Below are 2,459 nucleotides of genomic sequence, written 5' to 3'. Positions count from 1 at the left end.
CCGCCATCTCCGCGATCTGGCGCTCCGCCTTGTGCGGCGAGACATAAAAGCACAGCGTCCAGGGCAGGCGCTCCAACGACTGGAGGAGCCTGCGGCGCGGCCCCGGCTTCTCCGGAGGGAAGCCCAGAAACGTGAAGGGCTGCGGCGTGAGCCCGGACAACAGCACCGCCGGCAGCACGGCCGAGGGGCCGGGCAGGACGTCCGCAGGCAGCCCTTCCTCCACGGCGTTCTTCAGCAGGATCCAGCCCGGGTCCGAGACGCCGGGCGTGCCCGCGTCGCTGATCACCGCGACGCTCTTTCCCTCCCTCAACGCCTCCATCAGGCGCGGGAGGCAGCGGTTCTCGTTGTGCAGGTGGAAGGGGACGAGGGGGGCCGCGATCTCGTAGCGGCGGAGCAGGACGGAGGACGTTCTGGTGTCCTCGCAGGCGATCAGGTCCGCCGAGCGGAGGACGCGCAGCGCGCGAAGGGTGATGTCCTCAAGGTTGCCGATGGGCGTCGGGACAAGCGTCAGAGGCATCGTGCATCGTTCCTCTCTGGTCAATTCAGCCCGGAGGGCTCATAAGCGCTCAGGAGTTCTTCCGTGTACCGCCCGTCGGCCCCCAGCACGAAGAGCGGAGGCTCCACGGTCATCCCCTCCCCGCCTCCGCGAGCGCACTCCAGAAGGAGGAGGTTCGACGGCACGCCCGGACGCGGGTGCACCAACCGCATCCTCTTGGGGGCGAGGTCGTGCGCCGACACCACAGCCATCAAGGGCGCCATGCGGTCCGTGCGGAGGACGCAGAAGAGCCGTCCTCCGCGCTTCAAGAGGCGCGCGCCGGCGGCCGCTACGTCCTGAAGCGTGCAGCAGGCGCTCTCGTCCTCCGACGCCCCGTGGCGGGCGATGGCCAGGGAGGGGAGAGGGGCTCACCCTCCCACGGTCCGGCGTCTCGTAGGGAGGGTTCACCACCAGTCCGTCGAAGGATTCTCTGGGCAGCAGCGACGCATCCCGCAGGTCCCCGCAGAGGAACCTCACCCGGTCCTGAAGGCCGTTTTCAGTCCGGTTGCGCTCCGCCAGCTCCACGAGCTCCGGCTGAAGTTCGAGCCCCACCACGTGGAACGGTGGGGGAAGCGCAGGGCCAGCATCAGGGACACGGCCCCCGACGCCGAGCCCAACTCCACGAAGCGGGGCCGCCGCGCCCGGCGGCGCACCCATGCGGCCAGCAGCACCGTGTCCATGCTGACGCGCGGCCCCGCCGCCGGCTGCCACAGGCGGAGCCGACCATAGAGGAGGTCGTCCCTCGTCGCCTCCTCCATCAGCGGTAGCTCTCCACGTCGATGCCGACGATGCGGGACAGGCCGGGCTCCACCATCGTCACCCCGTAGATGAGGTCGGCGCGCTCCATCGTCGTCCGCCGGTGCGTCATGACGATCAGCTGCAACGACCGGGAATACTCCTTCGCCAGGTCGGCGAAGCGGATGAGGTTGTACTCGTCGAGGGCCGCATCCACCTCGTCCAGCACGGCCAGCGGGACCTTCGCCACTTCGAGGGCGGCGAAGAGCTGGGCGATGGCCGTCAGGGACTGCTCGCCGCCCGAAAGCTGCGAGATGTTCTGCAGCTTCTTGCCCGGCGGCCGCGCGTAGATATCCACTCCGCGCTCCCAGATGTTCGTGCCCTCCTGAAGCGTCAGCCTGGCCTCGCCCCCGGCAAAGAGCCGCTGAAAGAGCGCGTTGAAGCGGGCGTCGATCTCCGCCATCGCGCCGACAAAGGTGGCCTCCACCTGAGCGTCCGTCTGCCGGATCAGCTCTCTCAGCTCGTCGGCGCCGCCCCGCACGTCCTCCAGCTGGTCGCCGAGGAAGTCCACCCGCTCCGTCAGGGAGGTGTCCTCGGAGAGGGCCCCCAGGTTGTACGGTCCCAGGGCCTTCAGCTCGCGCTCCAATTTGCGGAGGGAGGCGATGAGGTCACGCCCTCCCTCGACCTCCCTGGCCTCCGCTGCGTCGTAGGGGTACTTCTCGTCCCACAGCTCCATCAGCTGGCCGCGCTCCGCCCCCACCGCGGTCAGCCTCTCCTCCAGAGCCGCGATCTCCGCCTGCCGTCCCGACTCCGCCGCGTCGGCGCGGCTTGAACGGGCCCGAAGCCGTTCAAGGCGAAAATGGGCCTGTCTGAGACGCCCCCGCTCCTCCTCGAGGCGGCGGGCCAATGCCTGTTCCTCGCGGTGCAGCGTCAGGCGTTCGCGCCCGATGCCGCCAAGGAGCGTGCGCCGCTCCGCCTCCTCCCTCCTCCCGGCTTCGGCCTCCTCCGTCAGGCGTTCCACCTGGCCGGACAGGGCCGCGTACTCGCCCTCCATCCGCTCCGCGATGGCCCGCGCGCCGCGAAGCCGCTCCTCCGCGAGGGAGAGCTCCGCGCGCATGGGGGCCAGGGCGGCCTCCATCCCCTCCTCGTCCGCGATCTCGTTCAACCCGGAGAGCTCTTCCTCAAGCGC

The 2,459-nt window shown here is 70.0% G+C and carries 3 protein-coding genes and 1 pseudogene; all 4 read right to left on the bottom strand.

Annotated features, from left to right (window positions below; translation table 11 throughout):
• The coding region (rsmI, locus tag SY1_RS07200; RefSeq protein WP_208873249.1) for a 16S rRNA (cytidine(1402)-2'-O)-methyltransferase at positions 1–517 on the bottom strand (517 nt) is incomplete at its 3' end.
• Between the two features lie 39 nt (positions 518–556).
• On the bottom strand, positions 557–1,090 hold the full coding sequence (locus tag SY1_RS12805; RefSeq protein ID WP_423868978.1) for a hypothetical protein: 534 nt from the start codon (positions 1,088–1,090) through the stop codon (positions 557–559).
• A complete protein-coding gene (locus tag SY1_RS12800) occupies positions 1,009–1,293 on the bottom strand; it encodes a hypothetical protein (protein ID WP_015556628.1) in 285 nt (94 codons plus the stop codon). Before SY1_RS12800 ends, SY1_RS12805 begins: the two co-directional genes overlap by 82 nt.
• A pseudogene (locus SY1_RS07190) lies at positions 1,293–2,459 on the bottom strand (chromosome segregation protein SMC); the annotation flags it as partial. The pseudogene SY1_RS07190 and the gene SY1_RS12800, both read right to left, overlap by 1 nt.

It is taken from the genome of Fretibacterium fastidiosum (assembly GCF_000210715.1).
Classification (GTDB): domain Bacteria; phylum Synergistota; class Synergistia; order Synergistales; family Aminobacteriaceae; genus Fretibacterium; species Fretibacterium fastidiosum.
The sequence above is the reverse complement of the archived record's forward strand: the minus strand, read 5'-3'. Positions and strand labels throughout refer to the sequence as shown.

Excerpts from the sequence above, each read along its gene's own strand:
- SY1_RS12800 (WP_015556628.1), bottom strand. The coding sequence starts at position 1,293 with ATGGAGGAGGCGACGAGGGACGACCTCCTCTATGGTCGGCTCCGCCTG.